Annotated in this window: 20 protein-coding genes; 2 read left to right on the top strand and 18 right to left on the bottom strand. The window is 51.7% G+C overall.

Annotated features, from left to right (window positions below):
- Window positions 1-245: 245 nt before the first annotated feature.
- The 7 genes from KVT34_RS01480 to KVT34_RS01450 form a co-directional block, all read right to left on the bottom strand.
- The gene (locus KVT34_RS01480; RefSeq protein ID WP_217556309.1) at window positions 246-902 is read right to left on the bottom strand and encodes an ABC transporter ATP-binding protein; all 657 of its coding nucleotides are present in this window, start codon (window positions 900-902) and stop codon (window positions 246-248) included.
- A complete protein-coding gene (locus KVT34_RS01475; RefSeq protein ID WP_217556308.1) occupies window positions 902-2,182 on the bottom strand; it encodes an ABC transporter permease in 1,281 nt (426 codons plus the stop codon). Before KVT34_RS01475 ends, KVT34_RS01480 begins: the two co-directional genes overlap by 1 nt.
- Window positions 2,182-3,171 carry an FtsX-like permease family protein gene (locus KVT34_RS01470; protein ID WP_217556307.1) on the bottom strand — a complete coding sequence of 330 codons (990 nt, stop codon included), beginning with the start codon at window positions 3,169-3,171 and terminating at the stop codon, window positions 2,182-2,184. The genes KVT34_RS01475 and KVT34_RS01470 overlap by 1 nt, the downstream gene beginning before the upstream one ends.
- A 210-nt stretch (window positions 3,172-3,381) precedes the next feature.
- Window positions 3,382-4,902, bottom strand: coding sequence for an AAA family ATPase (locus KVT34_RS01465; protein WP_217556306.1), 1,521 nt, complete (start codon window positions 4,900-4,902; stop codon window positions 3,382-3,384).
- Window positions 4,899-5,432 carry a hypothetical protein gene (locus KVT34_RS01460; protein WP_217556305.1) on the bottom strand — a complete coding sequence of 178 codons (534 nt, stop codon included), beginning with the start codon at window positions 5,430-5,432 and terminating at the stop codon, window positions 4,899-4,901. Before KVT34_RS01460 ends, KVT34_RS01465 begins: the two co-directional genes overlap by 4 nt.
- A 130-nt stretch (window positions 5,433-5,562) precedes the next feature.
- On the bottom strand, window positions 5,563-6,066 hold the full coding sequence (locus KVT34_RS01455) for a cell wall elongation regulator TseB-like domain-containing protein (RefSeq protein ID WP_217556304.1): 504 nt from the start codon (window positions 6,064-6,066) through the stop codon (window positions 5,563-5,565).
- 28 nt (window positions 6,067-6,094) lie between these two features.
- Window positions 6,095-7,393: an amidohydrolase gene (locus KVT34_RS01450; RefSeq protein ID WP_217556303.1), complete on the bottom strand. Its 1,299-nt coding sequence runs from the start codon at window positions 7,391-7,393 to the stop codon at window positions 6,095-6,097.
- Window positions 7,394-7,634: 241 nt separating this feature from the next.
- On the opposite strand from KVT34_RS01450, the gene KVT34_RS01445 reads away from it, so the two are divergent.
- On the top strand, window positions 7,635-8,264 hold the full coding sequence (locus KVT34_RS01445; protein ID WP_009675522.1) for a DUF47 domain-containing protein: 630 nt from the start codon (window positions 7,635-7,637) through the stop codon (window positions 8,262-8,264).
- A 23-nt stretch (window positions 8,265-8,287) separates the two neighbouring features.
- A complete protein-coding gene (locus tag KVT34_RS01440) occupies window positions 8,288-9,301 on the top strand; it encodes an inorganic phosphate transporter (protein WP_217556302.1) in 1,014 nt (337 codons plus the stop codon).
- 100 nt (window positions 9,302-9,401) lie between these two features.
- Here the strand turns inward: KVT34_RS01440 and KVT34_RS01435 are convergent, their stop codons facing one another.
- The 11 genes from KVT34_RS01435 to KVT34_RS01380 form a co-directional block, all read right to left on the bottom strand.
- The gene (locus KVT34_RS01435) at window positions 9,402-10,025 is read right to left on the bottom strand and encodes a redox-sensing transcriptional repressor Rex (RefSeq protein ID WP_009675483.1); all 624 of its coding nucleotides are present in this window, start codon (window positions 10,023-10,025) and stop codon (window positions 9,402-9,404) included.
- Window positions 10,012-12,912, bottom strand: coding sequence for an ATP-dependent DNA helicase DinG (dinG, locus tag KVT34_RS01430; protein ID WP_302695062.1), 2,901 nt, complete (start codon window positions 12,910-12,912; stop codon window positions 10,012-10,014). Before dinG ends, KVT34_RS01435 begins: the two co-directional genes overlap by 14 nt.
- Before the next feature lie 92 nt (window positions 12,913-13,004).
- On the bottom strand, window positions 13,005-13,643 hold the full coding sequence (locus KVT34_RS01425; protein WP_217556299.1) for a tetratricopeptide repeat protein: 639 nt from the start codon (window positions 13,641-13,643) through the stop codon (window positions 13,005-13,007).
- Window positions 13,644-13,734: 91 nt separating this feature from the next.
- Window positions 13,735-14,118, bottom strand: a complete 384-nt coding sequence (gene panD / locus KVT34_RS01420; RefSeq protein ID WP_217556298.1) for an aspartate 1-decarboxylase — start codon at window positions 14,116-14,118, stop codon at window positions 13,735-13,737.
- 4 nt (window positions 14,119-14,122) lie between these two features.
- Window positions 14,123-15,004 carry a pantoate--beta-alanine ligase gene (gene panC / locus KVT34_RS01415; protein WP_217556297.1) on the bottom strand — a complete coding sequence of 294 codons (882 nt, stop codon included), beginning with the start codon at window positions 15,002-15,004 and terminating at the stop codon, window positions 14,123-14,125.
- Window positions 15,005-15,043: 39 nt separating this feature from the next.
- On the bottom strand, window positions 15,044-15,904 hold the full coding sequence (gene panB, locus KVT34_RS01410) for a 3-methyl-2-oxobutanoate hydroxymethyltransferase (protein ID WP_217556296.1): 861 nt from the start codon (window positions 15,902-15,904) through the stop codon (window positions 15,044-15,046).
- 298 nt (window positions 15,905-16,202) lie between these two features.
- Window positions 16,203-17,177 (bottom strand): biotin--[acetyl-CoA-carboxylase] ligase, encoded by a 975-nt coding sequence (locus tag KVT34_RS01405; protein WP_217556295.1) that lies wholly within the window; start codon window positions 17,175-17,177, stop codon window positions 16,203-16,205.
- A gap of 3 nt (window positions 17,178-17,180) precedes the next feature.
- Complete coding sequence (locus KVT34_RS01395) at window positions 17,181-18,815, bottom strand: CCA tRNA nucleotidyltransferase (protein WP_254634498.1); 1,635 nt, start codon at window positions 18,813-18,815, stop codon at window positions 17,181-17,183.
- A 34-nt stretch (window positions 18,816-18,849) separates the two neighbouring features.
- Window positions 18,850-20,028 (bottom strand): N-acetyl-alpha-D-glucosaminyl L-malate synthase BshA, encoded by a 1,179-nt coding sequence (bshA, locus tag KVT34_RS01390; RefSeq protein ID WP_217556294.1) that lies wholly within the window; start codon window positions 20,026-20,028, stop codon window positions 18,850-18,852.
- A gap of 2 nt (window positions 20,029-20,030) precedes the next feature.
- Window positions 20,031-20,747, bottom strand: a complete 717-nt coding sequence (gene bshB1 / locus KVT34_RS01385) for a bacillithiol biosynthesis deacetylase BshB1 (RefSeq protein ID WP_217556293.1) — start codon at window positions 20,745-20,747, stop codon at window positions 20,031-20,033.
- Window positions 20,747-21,169, bottom strand: coding sequence for a methylglyoxal synthase (locus KVT34_RS01380; protein ID WP_217556291.1), 423 nt, complete (start codon window positions 21,167-21,169; stop codon window positions 20,747-20,749). The genes bshB1 and KVT34_RS01380 overlap by 1 nt, the downstream gene beginning before the upstream one ends.
- Between the last annotated feature and the right edge of the window lie 57 nt (window positions 21,170-21,226).

Genomic DNA, 21,226 nt, shown 5'->3' with positions numbered 1-21,226 from the left:
TTCATTAGTATACACAAAACTTTCAAAAGCAACTGCGCAATTTCGACAACTTTCGCAAGCTGTGAAAAAAGACACAGACAACCACGCTTCAGTAGACGGTTTCTTACCCGTTTAGAAATAGTGGAAATCCGGAAATTTTCAAAGGTCAAAGTAAACCAAAAAACACCCCCGCAAACGAATACAGCGGACGTGTTTTTAGAGTGCAGAATGAACGTATGTTACATGAACGGATAATTGAGAAACATTTATTCATCACCGATATGAAAGATTCTTTGACACTGTTCGGCGATCGACCGGTCGTGGGTCACCATCACAATCGTCTTTCCCTGTTGATGCAAAGTATGAAACAATGCCATGATAGATGCTTCCGTCTTTTCGTCTAACGAACCCGTTGGCTCATCGGCTAAAATGACATCTGCATCGTTAACTATTGCCCGGGCAATTGCCGTCCTTTGACATTGTCCTCCCGAACATTCGGAAGGATAACGGTTTCTTAGTTCAAAGATACCAACCGACTTTAACACCTGGTTAACCTTCTCCGTCATAAAAGCTTTGCTCAATTTATTGTACTTTAGAGGTAACATAACATTCTCAAAAACGGTCCGGTCCTGTAAAAGCGCAAAATGCTGTACAATAAAACCGACATGATTTCGTCTAAATCGGCTCAGCTCCGCTTCCTTTTTTCCGTTTATATTCTCCCCATTAAAACGATACTCGCCGCTATCCAGGGAGGTTAGTCCTCCCATGACGTTCAAAAGCGTCGATTTCCCCGACCCGCTTCTACCCATAATAGCCACCATCTCACCATGTTTAATCTCCAGAGATAAATGGCGAAGCGCCCGGACGGCTGCCTCTCCGCTTCCGTAAGTTTTGCAGGCATCTTTAAGTTGAATGTCCGGCATCAATCCTTCCTCCTTAGCATTGTATCCACGTTTAATCGCCTTAAATGAAGCAGGGGCTGAATACTGCTTGTCAGCAGCAACACCAGACTTAAACCAATCCAAATTGGACTGTAACCGATCTTGTCGCCAAACAAGATAAGTGTAATCAGAAAAGCCAAAAGATGAGCAGCCCCAAAAATGAGGAGGTTTTCCAATAACACAAACCCCGTAATATGCCGCATACTCCCTCCGCACAACAAGTGAACACCATATTGGCTCCGGTTACGCCTGATCTTGCTGGACATGATCACCGAAAGCGTCAGCACGGCAAAGCCCGCCATGAGCAGACCGATGGTCAGCATATGTCCTATATTTTCTCCCGCGGTAAATTTTAATATTTTTAATTCCCATGGAGAAGAGTTCCAGATGTCAAAATCAAACATTTGATAGTGCTGCCGTAGTTCTTCAAAATAGGCAGCAAAGCTTGCTAACGTATATCCGTTTTCCAGTTGTATAGTTCCGCTTAATTTAGTTAAATTACTGATTTTTTGAAAAGTATAATCTTCTTCCGTTACTGGCGGCTCGCTGACCACAACGGATGGCAACACCATATATCGATCTAAATAAAGCAGGTCTCCTTGTCCTCTTGCAGGCATAGCAGAGTTCTTTTCCAAAAATCCTACTATTTCCATCGTAAAATTTTTAAAATAATGCTGAATTTGAAGGCGATCCCCCAATTTATAAACATCTTGATATTCGTAACCCAAGATAGCAGGTAGAATTCCCTGGTTTGACAAAGTAAAATCTTTTTTATCAAAAGGTCTGCCCTGACTTATGCGGAAAGTGAATTCTTTCCATGTCTGTTCGTTGACTGCAGCCGCTTTGACAAAAGTAAAGTTCAGATCATTGGATTGGTGGTAGGTAGGCTCTCTTCCTTCTTCATAGCCACTAGTAAATTTCTCCGAACCTCTAAAATTGGCGACATAAACAGGTTGCAAGATGCGTTCCAAAAAAGTGAATTCTTTCTGATTAGTAAGTTCACGATGAAAGCCTTTAAAATCTTCAAGTACTCCTTCTCTGCCCAGAAAGGATCTTTCCTCTTCTCCTTTCAACTTATCCGTCAATTCATATCTTGGTTTCTCTTGCAATTGCGCTGCATAATGTTGTTCGCTTTTTTTCATAATAGTCATGTTCGTGAATAAGGCATTTAGAACTATAAAAGAAATTGTAAATTGGATTACGATAAGAACACTGAAAAACTTCCAATTTTTTAGACTCTTAATTGCTTCTGAGACTATCATTATTGGACCCTCCTTACAGCTCGGTCCGTCGATCGTTTCATCATGAAGGTCAAGGGTATTAAGCAGACTGCAATCCCAATCAAAATTGTACTGCCATATTGAGCAAGTAAATCTGTTGGGGAGTAAGAAGATTGCGGGAGTACAAAAAGGCCCATAATGCTGCCCGCTGCATAAGATAATACGGAAATAGCCAAATAACGCTTGAAGGAATCCCAAAATATGAATCGTGTCGAAAAACCGCACAATTTTTGTATAGCTATCATCTGTTTCCTTTGCTCTACCCAATAGACAGTTAGAGCCGAAGCACATGTTATAAAACTTAAAACTACAAGAGAATCAATCATTTTAAAAATAGGCTCATTCTGAAAAAAACGCCCAAGTCCTTCTCCCGGCACATCTACCTTTTTGACACTGCCTCCACTTTGTTCCGAAAAGCGCTGAATGTTTTGAAAGGTATCTTCAAGATTGTTATTGCCATCCAGAATCCATATCCCTTTAGTGTCTGCCTGGGCATTATCCGTTTGTAAAAAAACCATGCGGTCCAATTTACTGGGCTTATCTATCCCGGTTACTCCTATGATCTCGTAGGAGATTCCGTGATACATATAGGCTTCTTTTTCGCCCATTGTCTTATGAATATCCCTACCCACGACCGCAATATTTTTGCCGGGCTTGTTTTCGCCATCAAAGGAGTGACCTTCGATCATAGGAAAAGGACTAATCCTATCCTTAAACAATATCTCTTTGATTGCGGGATCGATTTTCTTGTAAAGGATATCTCCTCGCTTTAACGTATTTTGCAAAGATGTTTTATCAACTGAGCTTAATCGTTCAAATCTAAAAAATATGGCTTCGTCACCGACATAGTTTTGACTAATTTTTTCAACCAGCTTGTACTTGTTCAGATACGAAACAGCCATACTCGTAAAAAAACCAATGCACACAAAAACAAGAAATAACAAAACAGACGATGAATTTGTTCTAGGCAATCGCTTCTCATCCTTTACTGAAAATGCGCTTATCTAACCCCTATTCTAAAAAAAGCAATCCTATCATTTTCCATAATTAAGCTCATATGATGCACTTTAACACTATTAGTAATTATTTTCAAATTTATTGCATACTCCTCTAAAATAGAAAAAACCAGCCTGGCTGTAAAAAGCCTAGACTGGTTTTCGTTTTGTATGCGATTATTCGATTTAAGCCAATACCGGTTCCAGATGTCTCTTGCTTCCTTCAAGCAGATCACGGAACTGCTGCCCGGAAATGACTTCTTCCTTGAGCAGAATGTCCAGCGATTGTTCAAATACGATCCGGTGCTTCGTCAGAAGCTCTTTTGTACGAGCCATCAGCTCATCGAGGATAGCATTGTTCACTTCCATCAGCTTCTGCTGTGGAACCATTTTCAGGTCGACGATGCCCAGAGACGTCAAGCCCGAAGAAATCATGGTGCGGACCATGTCGATGGACTTCTCGAAGTCGTTGCTAGACCCCGTGCTGCGGCCGCCGTAAATAATCTCTTCCGCAGCGGCGCCGGCTAGCGCGATCATAATCTGTTCTTCGATCGCTTCTTTGGAATACAAGTACTGGTCCTGCGGCGGGTTGTGGCGCACATAACCGAGCGCTTTGCCGCGGGGCCGCAGGGAAACCTGAGCGACGGAGTCTGGACGCACCAGCTCTGCGATAATGGCATGGCCGAGTTCGTGATAGGCAACCCGGATCTTCTCTTCCTGGGTCGCTTCGCGGTCCGTCTGTTCGCCCATCATCACTTTATCGATAGCCGAAAGCAAATCTTTCTGCATAACGGAATCCTGCTGGCCGCGCAAGGCGTAAATGGCCGCTTCGTTCAGCACGCTCTCAAGCTGCGCACCGGAAAATCCGAAGGTCTGCTCCGCGATTTTCTCCAGATCCGCCGCTTCATCCAGCGGCTTGTTCTGGGCATGAATCTTGAGAATGGACAGGCGTCCCTTCTTGTCCGGCAGCTCGACATCGATGTGTCGGTCAAACCGTCCCGGACGGAGCAGTGCCGGGTCCAGCATTTCTTTACGGTTGGTCGCCGCAATGATCAGAATGCGCGGCGTCGTATTTGTGTGAATGCCGTCCATTTCCGTCAGGAGCTGGTTCAGCGTCTGGTCGTACTCGCGCTGCTGTCCGCCGTCGCGCTTGCCCCCGATCACGTCGATTTCATCGATAAAAATAACGGCGTTTTGTTTGTTTTCTTTTTGGGCTTTCGTTCTGGCTTCCTGAAAAAGGGTGCGTATGCGCGAAGCACCTACACCGACATACATCTCCACGAATTCACTGCCGGAAGCGGCAATGTAAACGGAATTCGTATGGTGGGCGGCCGCTTTGGCCATCAGCGTTTTCCCTGTTCCCGGAGGACCGGTCAGCAGGATGCCCTTCAGAGGGCGGATGCCAAGCTTCTTCGTTTCTTCCTGTTTGACGAGAAAATCAAGCGCTTCGACAAGCTCTTTCTTGGCGCGTTCCTGCCCGCCGATCTGATCGAAGCTGAGGTAGGAAGGCTGCCGGGTTTTCCCGCGCGTACCGGCTCCCGCGCCGATTCCGATGCCGGAACCCCCGCGGCTTTTCATCATATAAAGAACGGCTGTAATAAGGGCGGCTGTAAACAGTAAAGGGATAATATTGACTTTAATAAAGGCCAGAAAAATGAATAGTACCGGAGCAGCGCCAATCGCTATCTCTTTTCCGTATTTGCTCATTTAAACACCCCAACTTTTTCGGCATTTCGCGGCAGCACCACGTATTTGTGCTGATCCCCTTTTTGCAGATGAACGTACACGTTCTGCTCGTCCATTTCGGTTTTCACGACCAGATTGCCGTCTTTATCCGTTTTGTGCTTTTCCAGTGCCGCAGGTATATCGGCATAGTGACGGGTTTCCATCGCTTGGGCGACGTCAAACAACGCTTGCGCCCACCATTTATCGAGATCCGGAGATTCTTTTGTATTGACCGACAGTTTCACGTCACGGGAACCGATTGTCGAGGCTCCTTCTTTTGTAATGCGGCCGTACACTTCTCTTAAGCTGGTATCAGGTTTGAGGGACAGACGGATCGAAACTTCTTTATCATTATATGTGACCTGGGATTGCTCAACCCCCGGTGTTTCTTTCACGATATTGCCTAGAGGTTTCCCGATGGCGTAGGTCTGATAAGCGAACCAGCCGCCAAAAAGGAAAAAAGCAGTGATGACGACACTTAAAAGGACGGGCAAGAGACGTATTTTACGCAACTTACGTCCCCCTTTCTATATCATTCGTATTTAGCAAATGCTATACGAATAGTATATCACAGTCCGTAACCCATGGGCAAAAAAAACGATGGAGACTTTGACAAAATAACGAATGAGAGAAAAGCTCACCCTATTGAAGGCTGAGCTTAAACGTATCTTCGAGTGCACCCGTCTTTAAATTGTAGTAATCATAGAACGCCCGGTCCTGCTCGTCTTTATAAAAGACTTCCCACACATACTTCCCTTTGAATTCGCCCGCATTGATGCGCAGAATATCCAGCTTGGCGTTTTTCTTCGCCATGATTGCTCGCACGGCTTCTTCCGTTATGTTCTCGGCCGTCATTTCCGTATGAATCTCGTCGATGGCCAGACCGGTTCCGTCCTGTTTGAGCGGCACCCAGACGATCAGCCCGTTGCCGAGCTTGTCTTCCCCGTACACGACTTCATAGGAGCGGGCTCCGTGAAAAGCTTCGACCCGGTTAGCCTTGGTCATCGTCGTTTTCTCATAAGCCGCCTGAACGGCCTCGGAATTCCTTTCCCAGTGGTTCGCCTGCACGTTCACGTAAAAGCGGTTAATGCCGAACCCCGAAGTCAGCACGACAAACAGCCCGATCCAAATGGCTTTTTTAAGCATTCCGTTCCCTCCTTTCTCCTGCTGAAGACTAGCTGCTCGTCAAACGGGCGAAGCACGATTCGAATTCCCGTTTAATCTTCTCTTCGTCAAGTGTCAGGCATTCGCGGCCGCGTACGATCCAACTGCCGTCTACGCACACATCTACCACATCATGGGCGGATGCCGAATAGACGATATGGGAAACATAATCCGTACGAGGCAGAAAATGAGGCTGGTCGATATCCAGCGCGATAAAATCGGCCTTCATGCCCGGCTTGAGCGTGCCGATATCGTCAAGCCAGATGGAGCGCGCGCCCATCGATGTGCCCATGCTTAAAGCGGCTGCGGCCGGCACTGCGATCGGATCGCCGGATACGCCTTTATGGATCAGGGCGGCAAGCCGCATTTCCTCGAACATGTCGAGGTTATTGTTGCTCGCGGCACCGTCTGTGCCGAGGGACACGTTTATGCCGGCTTTGAGCAGCTCGGGAACGCGGGCAACACCGCTGGCAAGCTTCAAGTTGCTCCCCGGATTGTGCGAAACCCCGACGTTGTATTTGGCAAGAACGGCGATCTCTTCATCCGTCAGGTGAACGCCGTGCGCAACGAGAGTCGGGCGCGTGAAAACGCCCAGCTTTTCCAGATGCTCGACCGGTCGTGCGCCGTACTGCTCCACGTTGGCTTCCACTTCTTTTAACGTCTCGGACATATGGGTATGAATAGGCAGGTCCAAATCGTGGGCGGCCTGGACAAACCGTTCGATATAATCCGGCGGGCACGTGTAAGGAGCGTGCGGGGCCATCATCGTCGTAATGCGTCCGTTCGCGGCACCGTTCCAGTCCTTCGCGAATGCGATCGCTTCACGGAGCTTGGCTTCCTGAACGTCGGCCGGACACAGTCCGATGACACCGCGGGTCAGGCGCGCACGCATACCGGAGTCTGATACGGCCTGGGCCACTTCGTTCATATGGTCGTACATGTCGACAAATGTCGTCGTGCCGCCTTTGATCATTTCCAGAATGGCCAGAAGCGTTCCGTAGCGCACATCCTGCGCCGTGAACTTGCCTTCCATCGGCCACATCTTCTCCTCCAGCCATACCTGGAGGGCGAGATCGTCTCCGTAGCCTCTCAGCAAAGTCATCGCCGCATGGCCGTGCGTATTAACGAGGCCCGGCATGTAGAGCTTGCGGTCCCCGCGAATGACTTCGTCATAAGTTTCCAGCGGTTGCGGCGCATCCTTTCCTATATATGTAAGCTGATTCCCTTCCATAACCATACAGCCTTCGATTACGGGAGCGGCGGCGTCCCCGGTTACGAACAAGCCGTTTATGATAATCGTTTTTTTCATCCGTTAGCCCTCATTCCGTATAAATCCGCCGAAATCGGCAGTTATTCTTATCTTTTCAATGTACAACGTCACTTGTTTAAAATCAAGCGAAGCAAACAATTGAAAAAACGCTCAACCAGTGATTGCTTTCTGGGGAAATGTTATGATATTTTTAAGTTTGTGAGTTTAAGCTACAAAATTCTACATACATTAAACTTAACTTCACGGAATCTTTACAATCGAATCACTAGGAGGAACCGTAATGGCATCGCTTTTTAGCAGTAAAAGAGGAGACGTCGATTTTTTAAACCTGCTCATACGGGCGGCAGAAAACACACTCCATGCATCCCAGATGTTCAGAAACGCGATGATGGGAGATAAAATTCCGGAAAACTTTTTCCAGATGATCAAAGACATTGAGAGCAAAGGCGATCAGATCACCCACGAAATCTTTAAAGAGCTGAACAAAGTCTTTATCACTCCGCTTGACCGTGAAGATATTATGGAGCTGGCTTCCAAGCTCGACGACGTACTGGACGGCATTGAAGCGACAGCAGCACGTTTTGACTATCTCAACATCAGCCAGACAGACAAGGTTATGCAGGAATTCTCCGCCGTGATCGTGTCCAGCTGCCAACATATGCTCGATGCCTTCAAACTTCTTTCCAAAAAGAAGTACATGCAGATCCCGCAACATACGGTTGAAATCAATGCGCTTGAAAACGAAGCCGACCGCCTGATGCGCGAAGGCATCCGTGAAATTTTTATCACCAAACGCGATCCTTACGAAGATTTCAAGCTTAAAGAACTTTATGAACGTCTCGAACAGACCACCGATGCATGTGAAGACGTTGCCAACATCTTGGAAAGCGTCGTGCTGCGCTACTCGTAAGCCCAGCAGTTTAGGAGGATTTCATGACGACAACAGTTCTTATTACCTTGATTGCGATCGTTTTTCTCGCTCTTGCCTTTGACTTCATCAACGGTTTCCACGATACGGCCAACGCGGTAGCGACTTCGATCTCTACGCGTGCGATGAGCCCGAAAGTGGCCATTATATCCGCCGCATGTTTGAACTTCGTCGGTGCCTTGTATTCTTCGGAAGTGGCCAAGACGATCGGCAGCGGAATCGCGGACCCGTCCAAGATCAACCACGGCGAATTTATCGTCATCGCGGCCTTGCTTTCCGCCATCATCTGGAACCTGGTTACCTGGTATTTTGCCATTCCATCCTCTTCTTCCCATACCCTCATCGGATCCATTGTCGGAGCCGTGCTGGCCGGGGCGGGAGCCGACTACGTCAAATGGGGCGGTCTCGGCAAGATCGTGCTGATTCTGGTACTTTCGCCGATTGTCGCATTTGTGGCCGGCTATATCATCATGACGATCATCAAATACCTGGTCATCCTGACGGGCAACAAATCCCGTTCGAAGCTGAACCGTGTTTTCAAGTTCTTCCAGATCCTGTCCGCCTGGCTGCTGTCCTTCTCCCACGGGGGGAACGACGCTCAGAAAGCGATGGGCATTATCGTATTCGGACTCGTCGCTGCCGGAGCCCAGACAACCATGGATGTGCCGTTGTGGGTGAAAATCGCCGCTGCGACCGCAATGGGTCTCGGTACCTCGATCGGAGGTTGGAAGATCATCAAGACGATCTCCAAAAACTTGATCAAAATCGAGCCGATCAACGGATTCGCTTCGGATTTGACTTCCTCCATCGTGATTCAGACCTCCACGCACATGGGGATGCCGCTTTCGACGACTCACGTGATTTCCTCCGCGATCATCGGTTCGGGTTCCGTACTCCGGTTTCATGAGGTGAAATGGGGTACCGTAACGCGCATGATCGTTACCTGGATCATTACGATTCCGATCAGCATCATTCTGTCTTACGTGCTGTACACCGTGTTGTTTAAGTTCTTCGTATAACATGTAAATCAAATAGCGAGTTCCATTAAAAAACCGCCATACGGCCCAAACGGCCCATATAGCGGTTTTTCTGGTTTTCAAGACCAAAACCCTCACTTGCTCATTCCGGAAGGTAATAGGCCAGGCTCTGGAGCTCTGCCGTAAAGTCCGCATGATGCACGCGGATTTCCTCGGGTACTTTCAGAATAGACGGAGCGAAGTTCAGAATCGCTTCGATCCCCGCCTTTACGAATTGGTTGGCGACATTCTGCGCTTCCGGCGCCGGAACGGTTATGATGCCGATTCGAATGCTGGAATCCCGGATAACATCGGCCAGATGCTCCATGGGCAGAACGCTCATGTTATTGATGACCTGGCCGATCTTGTCCGGCGACGAATCGAAAATCGCCGTTATTTTCATCTGATCGCGCAAGTAGATGTTATAGTTGCACAGCGCCCGCCCCAGGTTACCGGCTCCCACGAGGGCAACCGGTATTTGGCGGTCAAGCTTCAGAATCTGCCGGATCTTCTCGATAAGATAGGTCACATCGTAACCGATCCCCTTCTTACCGAATTCACCGAAGTAAGCCAAATCTTTGCGGATTTGGGCCGGGTTCAGATTCAGTTTCTGCCCCAGATCCTGGGACGAAACCGTTAATACGTTTTTCTTTGATAGTTCATTAAGAAAACGCAGATAGATCGGCAGCCGTTTGACGACCGCCTCGGATATTTTAAGTGACTTCAAGCGAATTCTCTCCCATCCATTCCTGAATTCTCGGTACGATGCGCTCTACAGGCATATGCTCAATCTTCGGTCCCGGCAGGGAGTAAAGAAAGTGCTTCCCGTACTGCGTCTCAATGACACGCGTATCGTAAATCAGCACAATCCCTTTGTCCGAAGCCCTGCGTACAAGTCGGCCGAAGCCCTGCTTGAATCGGATGACGGCCTGAGGCACCGACAGCTTCATGAACGGGTTCTGATTCCGTTTTTTCAGGTTTTCGCTCTTCGCTTCAACCAGCGGATGGTTCGGCGGCTGGAAAGGCAGCCGTACGATGGCCAGACAAGTCAAGGCTTCTCCGGGAATGTCCACCCCTTCCCAGAATGAACTCGTGCCGAGCAGCACGCACGCTTTATGCTCTTGGAAGAGCCGAGTCAGCTTGCTGCGGTTGCCGGTGTCCACCCCTTGGCCGAGCACATGGATGCCGTGCGGGCGGAGATTCTCCTTCAGAACCGCGTGGGCAAGCTTCAGCATCCGGTTCGAAGTGAACAGCACGAGCATCCTCCCCCGCGTAGCCACGGCCACATCCGTAAGCGACTCCGTCAGCGCTTTGAGGAACTCCTCTTCGCCGCTGCGGCCCCGGATCATCGGGAAGTCCCGCGGTATGCAGACAAGAGCCTGCTGCCGGTACTGGAACGGAGACGGGAGCTGGACGGTTTTCAGCTTCGGATTCTCCTCTGCTTCGGCCGGCAGTTTCAGCCCCAGCTGATCCGCCGAATACTGGAACGATTTATTGACCGAGAGGGTGGCCGATGTGAGAATAACGCTCTCTTTGTTGTCAAAGAAATGTTCGCGGATAAGCGGACTTACGTCCATCGGCACGGAGATCAGGTTGATCGAACGGCTTTTGTTGTACGTCCCCGCTTCTACCCAGTAAACGAAGTTATCGTCCGCCATCTTCATAAAGAAGCGGAGCGTCTCCTTCGCTGCCTGCAGTTCCTTCGCCACGCCGCCGAGATCGGTTACGAAGCTCTGGACGTCGTATTCTTCCTGCACTTCTTTCAAATCCTGCACGAGCGAATCCACGGATTTATACACTTCTTGGATGTGCTGTTCCAAAATCTCCTCGAGATCCGTGAAATCGCTCCAGTTCGAAGGAAGCGATTCTTTTTTCAGACGCACCACCAGGGAACCGGGGTCGATTTGGCCCGGCTCGGAATTCGTCTGGAGCAGCTCGTAAAACTTTTCACAGAGTAAGTCCCAAGCTTCCTTGATGAGCAAAGTTTTCGGGAAAAGGTTGTCGATTCCGTTCATCCAGGTAGCCGCCCGGTAATCGTCGTCATACCGCTGAAGCTTCGTGCGAAGCGCCGGCAGCTGTCCGTTCCGGCTGTCCTTAAACAGCCAGAGAAGCTGATTCGTGAGCCCCAGGTAGTGAAGCTCCTTGCCCAGATGCTTGCTAGCCACTTCTTCGAAATGATGGGCCTCGTCCAGAACGAGATGCTTATAAGCCGGCAGCACCCGGTTCTCGGCCTTCATATCGGTAAACAGCAGCGAGTGGTTCGTAATGACGACGTCCGAATTGTTGGCGTCATGGCGCGCACGGTGATAAAAGCATTTTTTGAACCACGGACAGTGCCGGTTCTGACACGACTCCGCATCGCTGGATACGGTATGCCAGAAAGCGGCCCCCTTGTTCCCGAAATGCAGTTCCTCCTCGTCGCCGGTCTGCGTCTGGCTCAGCCAGACGACCATCTGGGCGGCCGTAATGGCATCCTCCTTGCCCGTATCGAACTCCTGCATGGAGATGCGGTTCTCGAACTTGCGGAGGCACAAGTAGTGGCTGCGGCCTTTGAGAACCGACGCTTTGAAATTTACCGGGAAAATGTCGTGAAGTAGCGGAATATCCCGTTCACGCAGCTGCTCTTGCAGGTTGATCGTATGCGTGCTGACGACCACCTTCTCGTCATTCTTAATCCCGTAATAGAGAGACGGGATCAAATATCCGAGCGATTTGCCCGTGCCTGTGCCGGCTTCGATCATGAGGTGCCGGTCGTTCTGAAAGGCTTCCTCGATTTCATGAATCATGATTTCCTGGGCTTCGCGGCTTTCGAAATGCTCGAACTTCGCTTTCAAAGCTTCTTTGACCTGATCGTAAACGTCTTCAAAAGAGTTGCTCAATTCCAGCACATCGTTCTCGTCGCGTACCGGATCTTCGTCCCCCCAGTCCTGCACATTCAGCGCGAATTGGCGGTAATACTGGTGAATCGACTGGTCCAAGGGAGTCTGCTGTTCCTTGAAACGGGCGATTTCAGACATAAACCAGCCGAGATCGCTCGTCTCGGCCGGCATGATTTGAGCCAGCCGCTGGACCGTCAATAGGGGCAGGGACAGAAGCCTGTCCAGACTCATCGTCCAGATTTCCGCCGTAACGTCCGCATCGCTGTCGGCCTGATGGGGCCGCTCGTGTTCGATGCCGAAGGCCGAAGCCACCATGCCGAGCTGGTAAGTCGGAAGAGAAGGAAACACAATTCTCAGCATGTCTATCGTATCCAACACACGCCCGGTAAAATCGGGGTAACCCGTTTTGCGCAGGGCCCGCTGTAAAAAACCGAGATCGAACGAAGCATGATGGGCCACGAGAACACAGTCAAAAAGCAGCGGATACATCTCCGCCATAATATCGTCGACCTTAGGGGCATGCTCCACCATCTCGTCGGTAATGCCCGTAAGCTCCGTAATCGAAGAAGGTATACTGATCCCCGGATTTACCAGGGAAGTATACCTGTCGGTTACTTCCATATCATCTATAATAACGAGACCGACTTGAATAATATCGTCAGCCGGGCCCGTTCCAGTCGTTTCAAAATCCAAAACCGCAAATTTCATAAGTTCAAGCCTTCTTCCTTTCTCCAGCTTCTATCCTAAGCATACCACATTTAGAGGTCCAGAGGGGAAGTTAGTTTGTCAATTCCGCAAATAAGGAGATCATTCGTTCTTATTTCTTTTTATTCGTTCGATGCGGAAAAAAGCTCCAAGCAGTCCGGATCGGCATGGTAGGCTTTTTTGAAATACTCAAGCGCCTGTTCCAGGTTCCGGTTCTGAAATTGAATGCAGCCCATCGCATTATAAGAGATGGCTTTCATCTGTTTATTTTCGGTGAGTGCCAGAAGAAGGGTAAAGTGTCGGGCGGCTTCCTCGTTATCTCCCTGGCGCAGATATCCCATGGCGAGATAAGCCCTCGCAAGTAAAAAGTCCGGTTCGCGCGTGAGCAGAGCCTCGAATTCCCGGGTTGCCTGCTCATACATAAGCAGCATATAAAACCCCTGTCCGCGGATAAACTCCACCGCATCCTTTCCTTCGGCCGAATGTGGCTGAGCCTCTTCGGCAGGCTGCGGCAAGTTCTGCAGCTGATTCGAATCGGCGGCTGAGGCTAATGAGGACGTGACGGACGCGTTTCCGACGGACAGGGTTTTTCCAAGCTTCTCCTCAAAGAGGAGCCAGTGCTCGATACAATCGTCACTAATGGCCTTCAGGGCCCCAAGCTCTTCTTCAAGTTCCGCTTTTAACGCACCTTTTGCATTCGGCAACTGAAGCAAAATTTCATCCAACACTTCATTCATCGTGGCGAACAAATGTTTGAACACTGTGCATCCCCCACCCTTCGGCTTTGCTGTCGTACACTCATTCTGCGTTGCCGAAGGGCTTTTCATACAAGTTCTTTAAGGGTGCCAGACGTTACAGTACGGTTGCATGCATTTCCTCTTTTAGCAGTTGGGCGACTTTATTGTTTTCTCCCATGATGGCAACGGTCGGCTTGTGGCGCCGCGCCTCTTCTTCCGTCATCATCGCGTAAGAAATGATGATAACGGTGTCGCCTGTCTGCACGAGCCGCGCCGCGGCACCGTTAAGGCAGATAACTCCCGTTCCGCGCGGACCCGGTATAATGTACGTTTCCAGGCGGGCCCCATTGTTGTTGTTAACGATCTGAACCTTCTCGTTGGGCAGCATATCGACCTGATTCAGCAGATCCTCGTCGATCGTAATGCTTCCGATATAATTAAGATTCGCCTCGGTCACCGTCGCACGGTGAATTTTGGCCTTCATCATAGTTCTGAACATGCGATCACTTCCCCAGGGTTAAAATAGTGTTGTCGATAAGCCGCGTGGCGCCGAATTTGACCGCCAGTGCGACGATGAGCCGCACGGGTACGCCGGGTTCCACCGCTTCCAGCTGCTCCAGCTGCGGGTACGTCAAAACCTCCACGTAATCGATATCGGCGAGAGGAGCTTCTTCGATGACGGCTTTTACGGCGCCGCGGAGGTCTTCGGCCCGGAATGAAGCGTGCTCCCGCACCCAGGCTTCCGCAGCTTTCAATGAGCGGCTCAGAACCAGTGCCTGTTCGCGTTCGTCCTTGCTCAGGAATACGTTCCGGGAGCTCATGGCCAGGCCGTCTTCTTCGCGCAAAATGGGGCAGGCGACAATGTCCACGTTCATGTTCAGGTCCTGCACCATCTGAGAAACGACGGCAACCTGCTGCGCGTCCTTAAGCCCAAAGAAAGCTTTATCGGGCTGAACGATATTGAGCAGCTTGGCAACGACCGTAGTCACCCCGTCGAAATGCACGGGTCGTGAAGCGCCGCAGAGCACCGAAGTGATGCCCGATACCGAAACGGTCGTTTTGACCGGTCCCGGATACATTTCTTCAACCTGGGGTAGAAAAACGATGTCCACGCCGGCTTCTTCCGCCAGCTTCAGGTCACGCTCGGTATCCCGCGGATAACGGTCCAGATCTTCGGTAGGACCGAACTGAAGCGGGTTGACGAAAATGCTGAGCACGACGATTTCACTCACTTCGCGGGCCGCTTTGATCAGACTCAAATGCCCTTCGTGAAGATAGCCCATCGTGGGCACGAAACCAACCGGGGCTTTAAGGGACGCCCCGATCCCGGATTTTTTCTGCTGCAACGTGCTGCGCAGCAAGGCTACGCTTTGAATAACTTCCAACGTCTCTCTCTCCTTCGGGACTAAAGCTAGGATAACCGTTTATTTAACGGCCGTTCCGTACAAATACTGGAGAACTTCGTTGTCTCCTTTAAAGCCGTGCTGCTCGGCCGGGAATTTGCGGCCCTTCACTTCGGCCACATACTGCCCGATCCCTTCGCGGATGGCCAGGCCGACCTGCGCGTAAGCTTTAACGAATTTTTTGGCCGGCGCGTCCGGCTCGTAGCCTAACATATCGTGAAAAACGAGAACCTGGCCGTCACAGGAAGCTCCCGCACCGATCCCGATCGTCGGGATGGACAGCTTGCTTGTGATCCATTCCGCCAGTTCTTCCGTTACCAATTCCAGTACGATCGCGATTGCGCCTGCTTCTTCCAGTGCTTTGGCGTCTTCCATCAGTTTGCGGGCCTGTTCGGAATTTTTGCCCTGCACGCGGTAACCCCCCAGCACGTGAACCGACTGGGGCGTCAATCCGAGATGGCCGACGACAGGAACACCCGCCTGGGTCAATGCTTTAACCGCATGGGCGATTTCCGCGCCGCCTTCCATCTTCACGCCTTTGGACAGACCCTCGCGCATAATCCTTCCCGCGTTCTGAAGCGTCGTATCCAGGCTTCCGTGGTACGTCATAAACGGCATATCCGTCACGACAAAAGCCGATTTCACGGCACGTGTCACCGTTTTGGCATGATAAATCATTTCATCCAGCGTGACCGGCAGAGTGGATTCATGTCCCTGAATGACATTTCCCAAGGAATCTCCTACCAGAATCATGTCTACTCCCGCTTCGTCAGCCAGTTTGGCCGTCAGGTAATCGTAGGCCGTCACCATCGAAATCGGTTCCTTGCTCGCTTTCATTTTTTGCAGCTTGACAGTCGTCATCGGTTTGCGCTCTTGCGCCATGTCAATCCCACGCTTTCTTTTTTAATGTGGAAAAAATAAAACCGTGCTTCCGTCCAAGCCTCGACCGGGTTCTAAGCATCAAAAAACCCCTTCAGCAAACAGACTGAAAGGGCGCATAGTCAAAGAATCGTGAATCGTATGATCCTTCTGTCTCGGTCCTTCAGGCTCAGAGCAGAATCAGAAAACACACAAACGTACTTTATGCAATTGTCTAAAGCGTTAACCGTATAAGTGCAGTTCCGAAGATACCGCCTTACGGTGACAGTATATCAAAAACCCGGTCTTTTGAACAGACGGTTTAGCGTAATTCGACATCGCCGCTGTAAATTTTAATCTTGCGGCCGTCGTCCGCGATCACGGTCAGCGCTCCGCTGTCATCAAGTGAATCCGCCCGCCCTTCCACCGTTTCCTGGCTCGTTTTGACCCGGATGGGACAATTCAGCGAGACGCTCATCGCTTCCCACATGATCCGGATCGGAGCGAATCCGTTTTCCAGATACAGGTCGTACAGCTGCTCCAGCTCATTCAGAAAAGCCGCAATCATCGCCTCCCGCCGAACCGGCGCTCCCGATTCCAGGGCAAGTGAAGTGGCGACCGGTTTCAGGTCTTCCGGGAAGTCGGCTTCGGTCAGATTGGCCGTGATGCCGACGCCGATTATGACGTACTTCAGCCGCTCGTCTTCCCCGCTCATTTCAAGCAGAATCCCGCTTACCTTGCGGCCCTTCACGAGAAGATCATTGGGCCATTTGATGCCGATATCGATGCCGCATTCCTTACGGATTGCCCGGCAAAGAGCTACCGCGGTAAGCAGCGTAAGCTGGGGAACGAAGTAAACCGGCACACGCGGCTTCAAGATCAGGCTCATCCAGATGCCCTTCCCTTTCGGCGAATGCCAGTGCCTGCCCATCCGGCCGCGTCCGGAGGTCTGCTCTTCGGCAAAGATCAGCGTCCCTTCCTCGGCCCCTTCCGCGACGAGCTTGTGCGCTTCGTTCATAGTGGATTCTACCGCTTCGCGGATTTCGATGTGCCGGCCCATGAAGCGTGTCTGCAAGGCCTCTTCTATGTGAGCTTTCCGGAGCTTGTCAGGCTCTTCTGTCAGACGGTAGCCTTTACGTGTGACGGCTTCGAACTGAAACCCGTCCTGCCGGAGGCTTTCGATATGCTTCCAGACGGCTGTCCGGCTGCAGCCCAGCTCCCGGCTGATTTGCTCGCCGGACAAATATACGCCCGGATTGCTCCGGAACAAGTCTACAATTCGCTCGCGTACCGTCATGAGTCATTCATCTCGCATTTCTGTAGGACGGGAAGCTTCCGTCATTAAAATTTCTAGGGTGTTTTCCAGCTGCCCTAAGGCAACCCGCTCCAAAAGCCTATTCAGCGTTTCGCCTATCCAGGGTCCCGCTTTCTTTCCGCTTTGCGCCATCAGGTCGCTTCCGCCGACGGCGAGATCTTTGACACTATAGACCGGCATCATGCGTATCCAGGGTTCACCGTTTTCCAGGTAAACGTCAGCTTCCTCCGTCATGAAGCGAAAAAGCTCTTCCAGACACGCTTCACCGGCAGCCATATGCATTTCTGCGTCCGTGGGGAGGTCTCCGGAAGCTTCGCACCGGGCGGATGCAAGGCGCGGCACCGCCTGACTAGGCTGCCCGTGCTTCACGGACGGCGAAGCGTCTTGCTCCGGGAGCTCGGCTCCCGCGCGGGATGCTTCCAGGCAGTCTGACTCACCTTGAGTCACTGCCAAGCCGGACTGCGCCGAATTCCCGGGCAGCGTCCCATCTTGTCCGGGACGCCCGGTGCCCGCGGGTGAAGCTGCTCCCGCGCCGGCCTGCCGCTGCCGCCACGCGGTGCGCAGCAGACCGGCCGCGCGCAGCCAGCCCCGCGCAGCCTCCTTGCCGTGAGCAAGCACGGCAAGCTTGAACCGTGCGGCTGCACGCTCTTCCGCGGACGCCTGCGCCTCCGGCCGCGGCCTCAACGCCGCATCTTCAGCGTCACCGCGCTGAAGATGCGCATGCACGGCGAGGATGCGCGTCAGACGCGCGATGTCCTCGCCGGGGAACGTCAGCGCGCGCAGCTCCGCTCTGACGGCTTCAAGCTGCTGCGAACCGATCAGCAGCAGCAGAACCGCCCATCTGTCCTCTTCCGCAGGGATAGAGGACAGATGGGCGATAACCGCCTGTGCATGGGGATGTCCCCATGCGGCGAAGGGCAGCGCGAGCGGCGTCTTGGCGTGCCGCCAAAGACCGCTCGCAAGGAGCAGCCCCGCGGCGCGGGCCGGGTCCGCGCCGCCTACCATGCGCTGGAGTTCCGCGCGTACGCGCTCCATCGCGATGTGCCGCAGTAGAGGGGCCTGCCGCAGCAGAGCCTGCCACGTGGCCTCTTCGATGTCGAGGCCGTATTCGGCTGCGAAACGGATGCACCGCAGCATCCGCAAGGCATCCTCCCCGAAACGTTCGGCCGCCTCGCCCACGCATCGCAGAACGCCTCTATCCATATCGCTGCGGCCGCCGAACGGATCGATCAGGTTCCCTTCGGCATCCATGGCCATCGCGTTCATGGTAAAGTCGCGTCTTTTTAAATCTTCTTCCAAATCCGTAATATATTCGACTTCCGCAGGTCTGCGGAACCCCTCGTATTCCGTTTCCTTCCGGAAGGTAGTGACTTCAAAACTGTACGCCCCCGTCAGAACGGTTACCGTACCGTGCTGAAGTCCCGTAGGCACCGTCTTGGAGAAGGCTTCCATCACCTGTTCGGGTTTGGCCGAAGTCGCGATGTCCACGTCCTTGACGGGCCTTTCCAGAACGAAATCCCTGACAAACCCGCCGACAAAATAAGCTTCATGCTGGCGGGACTGCAGTCTCTCAAGCACACGGCGCCCTTCTTCGATCATGGTCCGGTTGTTCTCTTCCATCGTATGTACTCTTCCTTCCGTTACCGGAACGCGCTTACCTTTCCGCGCAAGCTTGTTTATCCACCCGGTGCGACGGAGGCAGTTCCCTTCCCAGAACCCGGTAGTAGATTTCCTCGTACTGCATCGTAATCCAGTCATTGCAGAAAGTCGTGCGAGCACGGTTCAGACATGCCGCCGACATTTTTTCGTACTGCTGCGGATCGCTGAGCAGTTCCACCGCGTAGTCCGCCATCTTCTCCGTGTCGCCGATTTCCGCAAGAAAGCCGGTCTCGCCGTGCGTCACCAGCTCGGGAATTCCGCCCGCTATCGAACCGACAGTCGGCACTCCGCATGCCATCGCTTCCAGGGCGACAAGTCCGAAGCTTTCTTTTTCCGAAGGGAGCAGCATAACGTCCCCCAGAGAGATAAGCTGCGCGACATCATCCTGTTTGCCGCAAAAGTTGACCCGGTCGCTAAGGCCCAGTTCTTTCACGTACGAAATCACTTTGGACAGCTCCGGACCTTCTCCTACAAATAGAAGACGACTCGGGATTTTTTCACTGACGCGCTTGAAAATATCGACCACGTCCGTGACCCTTTTGACCGGCCGGAAATTCGAAATGTGCAGCAAAATTTTCTCGTCGTCCCGGGCGAATTCTTTGCGAAGCGACTTCACGTCCCGCGGGTAATACACCCGTTTGTCCACGAAGTTGTAGGTCAGATCAATGTCACGGGAAATATCGAGCGTTTCTCTCGTTTCCGCGATCAGATCGTTGGAAACGGCCGTAACCGCATCGCTTTCGTTAATGGCGTACCGGATCAGGTCGCTGATGGACTGATCTTGGGCAAGCACCGTAATATCCGTCCCGTGAAGGGTCGTAACGACCTTTAAATCCGGTCCCACCATCTGCTTGGCCAGCAGCGCGCAAACGGCGTGGGGGATCGCATAATGCACATGCAGCAGATCCAGCTTCTGCATCTGCGCGACCTGCGCAAGCTTGCTTGCGAGGGACAAATCGTAAGGAGGGTAGCGGAATACGTAATAATCGCTGACCTCAACCTCATGATAATAAATATTCCGGTGAAATTTACCCAGCCTGAAAGGCATGCTGTGCGTTATAAAGTGGACCTCGTGGCCCTTTTCGGCGAGCAGCTTGCCGAGCTCCGTCGCAACCACTCCGGAACCTCCCAGGGTAGGGTAGCACGTGATTCCGATTTTGAGCTTATCGTTCATGCTCAGGTTCCTTTCTTGGGTAGAAAGTATTGAAGTTCAACCGGCAGCTTGGACATAAATCCTTCCGCATAAGCCATCATCCGTTTCTGTCCGAGCAGCGCGTCTCTTGCTTCCACGCGTTCCACGTAATTTCGGTTCAGGGGGGTCAGCACGATGTCTTCCCCGACCTGCGGAGGCGTGAATTGGGAACGGTAAGCCTGCAGCACTTCTTTCTTGCCGGGATAGGCGTCCGAAACATCCACTACGATGTCCGGATCAATAGTATCGTTAATAAAATAAAAGAATAGGCTCTCGACTTGAAAAGCTTTCGTTTCAGGCAAATACCGTCTGAGTTTCGCATTGAAAACCGCTTCCTGCACCAGATAAGAGCATGCGATATGATCGGGATGGCGGTCTTCCCAATACGGGGCAAAGACGATTTTCGGCTTTCTCAGCCGGATTTCCTCTGTAATCGCGTCAATTTGATCCTTGGAGCCGGCCGATAAGCCCCGATCGGGAAGTCCGAGATTGGAGCGGAGCACGATTCCCATCGCTTCCGCCGCTTTGTTCGCTTCCTCCAGCCGGTTTTCGGGCGTTCCGTTCGATGACATTTCCGACCGGGTCAGATCGCACAAGCCAACCGTATACCCCGCTCTTGTGTGCTTCAGAATCGTACCGGCCATTCCGATCTCCGCATCATCCGCATGCGCTCCGAATACGAGGATATCCACCGTCTCCATTATGCTTCACCCGGCTTATACTTGTGGACAAGCTCCCGCCAGGCGAAATCCCCCCTGTCCAAAGCGCGAACAAGAAGCTCCGCGGTCGCGATATTCGTTGCGACTGGGATCCCCATAACGTCGGATAAACGGAGCAGGGCGATGATATCAGGTTCGTGAGGCTGAGCCATCAAAGGATCCCGCAGGAAAATAATCAGGTCCATCTCGTTTTTAGCTACCATCGCACCGATCTGCTGATCTCCGCCAAGGGGGCCTGACATAAACCGGTGGATCGTCAGACTTGTATTTTCCATAATTCTTTGGCCCGTGGTTCCGGTTGCGAAAAGATTGTTCCCGTCGAACACCTTCTCATAGGCGGTTACGAAATTGACCATCTCGTCTTTTTTGCGGTCGTGGGCGATTAAGGCAATATTTAAGCTCACTTGTAAACTCTCCCTTCCCTGCCTTCAGGGGGCCTGCTGATATGTATGGTTCGTAGA

Source organism: Paenibacillus sp. GbtcB18, assembly GCF_019091125.1.
In the GTDB taxonomy this organism is placed as follows: Bacteria; Bacillota; Bacilli; order Paenibacillales; family NBRC-103111; genus Paenibacillus_F; species Paenibacillus_F chitinolyticus.
The sequence above is the reverse complement of the archived record's forward strand: the minus strand, read 5'-3'. Positions and strand labels throughout refer to the sequence as shown.